The sequence below is a fragment of the uncultured Bacteroides sp. genome (assembly GCF_905207245.1).
In the GTDB taxonomy this organism is placed as follows: domain Bacteria; phylum Bacteroidota; class Bacteroidia; order Bacteroidales; family Bacteroidaceae; genus Bacteroides.
Map to the genome: position 1 here is coordinate 1 of NZ_CAJLKP010000167.1, position 4,193 is coordinate 4,193.

Annotated in this window: 6 protein-coding genes and 5 pseudogenes; 6 read left to right on the top strand and 5 right to left on the bottom strand. The window is 42.2% G+C overall.

Features of this window, described 5'->3' with window-relative positions:
- Nucleotides 1–88: 88 nt before the first annotated feature.
- The 3 genes and pseudogenes from QZ135_RS24600 to QZ135_RS25030 form a co-directional block, all read left to right on the top strand.
- A pseudogene (locus QZ135_RS24600) lies at nucleotides 89–289 on the top strand (N-acetylmuramoyl-L-alanine amidase); the annotation flags it as partial.
- Nucleotides 290–427: 138 nt separating this feature from the next.
- Entirely contained in the window at nucleotides 428–670 is a 243-nt protein-coding gene (locus tag QZ135_RS24605; RefSeq protein WP_294615734.1) for a Pvc16 family protein, read from the top strand.
- Nucleotides 619–933: a hypothetical protein gene (locus QZ135_RS25030; RefSeq protein WP_365979440.1), complete on the top strand. Its 315-nt coding sequence runs from the start codon at nucleotides 619–621 to the stop codon at nucleotides 931–933. The genes QZ135_RS24605 and QZ135_RS25030 overlap by 52 nt, the downstream gene beginning before the upstream one ends.
- Here QZ135_RS25030 and QZ135_RS24610 read toward each other — a convergent pair.
- From QZ135_RS24610 to QZ135_RS24620, 3 genes are read right to left on the bottom strand one after another with little or no spacing between them, the layout of a single operon-like run.
- Complete coding sequence (locus QZ135_RS24610; RefSeq protein WP_294615736.1) at nucleotides 828–1,283, bottom strand: hypothetical protein; 456 nt, start codon at nucleotides 1,281–1,283, stop codon at nucleotides 828–830. The genes QZ135_RS25030 and QZ135_RS24610 overlap by 106 nt on opposite strands.
- 11 nt (nucleotides 1,284–1,294) lie before the next feature.
- Nucleotides 1,295–1,705: a helix-turn-helix transcriptional regulator gene (locus QZ135_RS24615; protein WP_294615738.1), complete on the bottom strand. Its 411-nt coding sequence runs from the start codon at nucleotides 1,703–1,705 to the stop codon at nucleotides 1,295–1,297.
- The gene (locus QZ135_RS24620) at nucleotides 1,692–1,934 is read right to left on the bottom strand and encodes a hypothetical protein (RefSeq protein ID WP_294615740.1); all 243 of its coding nucleotides are present in this window, start codon (nucleotides 1,932–1,934) and stop codon (nucleotides 1,692–1,694) included. Before QZ135_RS24620 ends, QZ135_RS24615 begins: the two co-directional genes overlap by 14 nt.
- Nucleotides 1,935–2,155: 221 nt before the next feature.
- On the opposite strand from QZ135_RS24620, the pseudogene QZ135_RS24625 reads away from it, so the two are divergent.
- Nucleotides 2,156–2,264, top strand: a pseudogene (locus tag QZ135_RS24625) (conjugal transfer protein TraE); the annotation flags it as partial.
- Between the two features lies 1 nt (nucleotide 2,265).
- Here QZ135_RS24625 and QZ135_RS24630 read toward each other — a convergent pair.
- Nucleotides 2,266–2,601 (bottom strand): annotated as a pseudogene (locus tag QZ135_RS24630) (hypothetical protein); the annotation flags it as partial.
- Nucleotides 2,602–3,064: 463 nt separating this feature from the next.
- A pseudogene (locus QZ135_RS24635) lies at nucleotides 3,065–3,205 on the bottom strand (chloramphenicol acetyltransferase); the annotation flags it as partial.
- Nucleotides 3,206–3,626: 421 nt separating this feature from the next.
- Here QZ135_RS24635 and QZ135_RS24640 point away from each other — a divergent pair.
- Together QZ135_RS24640 and QZ135_RS24645 are read left to right on the top strand one after the other, a co-directional pair.
- Nucleotides 3,627–3,758, top strand: coding sequence for a hypothetical protein (locus QZ135_RS24640; protein ID WP_294615742.1), 132 nt, complete (start codon nucleotides 3,627–3,629; stop codon nucleotides 3,756–3,758).
- Nucleotides 3,758–4,193: pseudogene (locus QZ135_RS24645) on the top strand (pesticidal protein Cry7Aa); the annotation flags it as partial. The gene QZ135_RS24640 and the pseudogene QZ135_RS24645, both read left to right, overlap by 1 nt.

Genomic DNA, 4,193 nt, shown 5'->3' on the forward strand with positions numbered 1-4,193 from the left:
CAACCCGCCGGTCATGAGCATCAGGATTTTCAATCCGACAAAAGAGAGAAAGAACAATGAATAGTATAAACGAATAAACAGAGACGCAATGAAAGTATTGATTGACAATGGCCACGGAGTGGAAACTCCGGGCAAGCGTTCGCCCGACGGACGACTGAGGGAATACGCCTACACCCGCGAGATAGCTATCCGGGTAGCAAGCAAGTTGCAACAAGCGGGCATCGATGCCGTCCGCATCGTGCCCGAAGAATCAGACGTGCCGCTGGCAGAGCGTGTGGACCGGGCAAACCGGGCATACGCCGAAGCCGGGAAGCAGTGCGTGACGGACATCATGGTGGAAGGTATCATAAACTATCTGAAAACGACATGATAAAGAAGATTCTGACATACTACGCCGAGCGGCATCTCTGCTCCGGTGCAACGCACGGTGGAAGGCTATACGCGGCAGACGCCGCCCCTACTGCTGAACCTGAACCTGATGCTGGCGGCAGTGTATGACGAACGGCGGTATGCCGAATCGCTCTCCATTCTGTCCGACACACTGAAATTCGTGCAGTCCGTGCCGAAGTTCGAGGTGGAAGAGATGAGATATACGGTAGAAATCATGACGCTCTCACCCTGCACGCTGTCCGGGGGACAGACCTTTTTGAGGTCTTTTCTTCCCAAGTAGAGAATAAAAGCATCAGAAACAATACTTGTAAGACCTATGCCAATGTTTTACCCGAAAAATCCGGTTTAAATATTCATGCCAATGCATACGATAAAGCCTGTGTATTTCTTTTGAGAGATACACAGGCTTTTAGCTATTATCTTCAAAAAGCGGACGATCAGCCTGCTTTTGTGCCGTCTATATTTCCTGTGGCAGAAATAAAGTCACTTGGTATCAGGGGCAGGAGCATATCCGAAAGGACGGTATCTTTCAGTTTCATATAAAGAATGCCTCGCATCGTACCTATGGAAAGTTTGATTATTTTAGGTATGACGTGACCTTCATTTGTTTTATAAACGCCGTCTTCCACCTTCAGAATGCCGGATAGGTTGGATATGGCATATACAGAATTTACCGATAGCGCAACCAGGTCGGTGTTCGATGATTTATCTGAAAAAATAAAAGTCAGTTCCACACCGACGGTTTGCGCCTGCATGTCAACATGGAATTTCTGACCATAACCGACTGTAATCTTCTCCCTGTCGTAGCCGTTGTAATCGAAATCCGTATTGAACCTGAATGCGGTCTCCTGGATTTTGACCATAGCGATATTAACCACTTTCTCTTCTTTCATAACTCTAATTTTTAAGGCACCACCTTTACCTCACCGCTATAGGCAAGGAAGCCGGTGCGGACGAAGTCCTTTTCCGGAAGTATGCTATATTCAGAATTTCGTTTCAATACAACGGACAAATTAATGTCCGGAACTTCACGTATGCCCGATGAAGCGACATTTATCAACTCTATGCCTAAAGCCTGCTGTAAGTCAAACATCGTATCGTGCGTAAGGTTCATTGTCCCTGTGAGCATACGGGATATTTCAGAGGGTTTTTTCCCCATCAGACGGGCAAGTTCCCTTTGTGTCATGCCTTTCTGTTTAAGCGCGTCGGCAATTTTGGCCGCCACACACATACGGCTTTTAACACGCGCGTATTCGGCTGCATCGAGCGAATCCGCCAGATTATCAAAAAATACGTTTCCTTTAGTCGTCTTCATATTCATCCGCTTTGCCTTCCCTGAGTTTGAAGAAATGCTCCCGTGCTCCGGTGGCATCGCCCATCGCTTTGATTCGCATCAGCAGATTCCGGATTTCCTTACCATGCTGCTCCAGATTACTTTCTATAAAATGCTGGAACAAGGATTTGTCGTCATCGTCCACTGCCACAGTATAGAAATTAGTCCTTCTGCCTGAGAATTGGTCCAACTTTATAAGTGAAATTTTCATTCTTCTATTCAATCATGGCACAAAAATAGGGAATTAATCCGATACAATGATAACATATATGTTAACTTTTTGTTTGGGATTACCGGAAGTTAGTTAATAAATACCATTCGCCTTCAATTCAGTTCCATTTAGCAGACATTTGATGACATCTGCCGACACCTGATGAAATACTTGTATCTCAGTAAATTATCCCATCTATATTTGCAGTCGAAATCAATTTTATGTCTCACCTTAAACGATTCGACAATGAGAAAGAAAATCCTTTTATCCGTTATGTGCGCGTTTGTCGCAGCGAGTGTATTTGCGCAGGGCCAGGGTCTTGCAGGTATCCGTTGAGGATGGTGGCGCACAGTTGTTTCTGCCATTCATCTCCGGCGGACAACTCTCTCAGGTATTTTGCCGGAATATTCATCTTTTCGGATATCTGGCTGATGGCATTTCCATGCAGGTTGAAGTTGCCCTCCGGCATGGTCATTTGCACATGGTCACCTCCTTGAAATGAGATAACCGGATGGCGGTCATTATTACGCAGGTTTACTCCGATTGGCGCAATGAAATCCTGCGCGATTTTTCCTTCAATCATTCTCTGGACCTTGTTGATAACAACTTGGTTCAATCCTTGCTGCTTTTGTGCCGATGCAGTGTTCGGCATTACTGTTACTTCCATGAATTTTTTGATTTTAAAAGTTGATAATTGTATATAGCTTGCACCATGCAGAATGATAAGTATTGGAATCAATAATATGAAATAGACTAATAATGTTGGATTATGATATAGAATTTCTCTGTATTCTGTTCCATAGATAGCCTGGTAGGTGATAATGATAGCAGGAGTACCTATTAGTATAGGTAGTAAAGAGTACAGATACACTTTGTTTATGCTTATAGATTTTTTTTTTATTTTATTTTACTTGTTGTTTGTCATCCAGTTGCCAGTCATCAAACTATCATTATCAATCGTCTCGGTTAAGAGACCAACTTTTGACCACTCCATTTGACGCTTTTATATCTTTATCACCATTATAAATAGCAAAGCATTGATAACAAATGATGTTTTTGCAAATCTATTATGAAAAAGTGAAATATCAAAGTAGAACAGCAAGTAAGTCGGGGCGAACATCACTATAACTTCAAGCTGTCAGATTATTAATCTCTTTCTGTATTCCGTCTAAAAAGCATGAAGCGTGCGCCCCGTCCATTTGCGTATGATGAAATTGGAAAGAAACGGTAGGTGTTGTTTTCAGCAAACGGTGTTTGTATTTGCCCCAAATCTGTTGGGGCAATATCTTTGTCGTAAATACGAGGGTATGCACCTTTGAATATCTCTTCATCGACTGCTGTTGGAAGGATGTTGCCCAACGGAAATTCTAAATATAATGCCATTCTTGCTGTTCTTGGATAGTGGGACTAAGCATCCTCTTGAAGTCATATAACCCACTATCTTTTATGCTTTTTGCACTCTGAAACAGATCTCGTATAAGTTTGAAAACCTTTGATTAAGATATCGGGAGGTGATTGTGTAGTACTACAGACGGATAACCTCATTCACTGCTATAATTGTATTTATCTGTTATAAAAGGACAATAATCAGCTCTTTGTCACACTCTTGCGGATTAATATCGTAACTTGCAAAAAAGAAAAATCCCGCCTATTTTATCCCCGAGTATAAACTATCCTAAAAAGAAATGAATTATGAAAGGTAAAGAGAGAAAGAAAGAAGCAAAGAAAGAAAAGTCAGAGAATAAGATAAAAGTACTGACTGAGTATCAGAGAGAAAGAGGAAGCAAGAGCAATAAAGGAATGAGCGTAATACCCAAAGTGTAATGGTATCTGTAAAGAGAGAGGGTATTATACTGGAAGGCACTTCGCTTGAATTTGAGAATGAGGGAGTGATGAATCCGGCAGTGATAGCCGAAGGAAATTCTGTACACATGTTCTATCGTGCTGTAAGAGAAGGAAACCATTCGTCTATTGGGTATTGTCGTCTTGAGGGACCTTTGAAGGTTGTGGAAAGAGATACAGTTCCTTTATTGGTTCCAGAATATAGCTATGAAAGTCAGGGTGTGGAAGATCCCCGAATCGTAAAAATCGATGACCTCTACTACCTTACTTATACGGCTTATGATGGTTATAGTGCCGTAGGAGCTTTGGCGCTCTCTTCTGATTTGAGGCATTTTGAGAAGCAAGGCATTATTACTTCCCAGATTACTTATCCACAGTTTCGGGAACTACTTCGTACACAGCAAGCCATTATCGGTA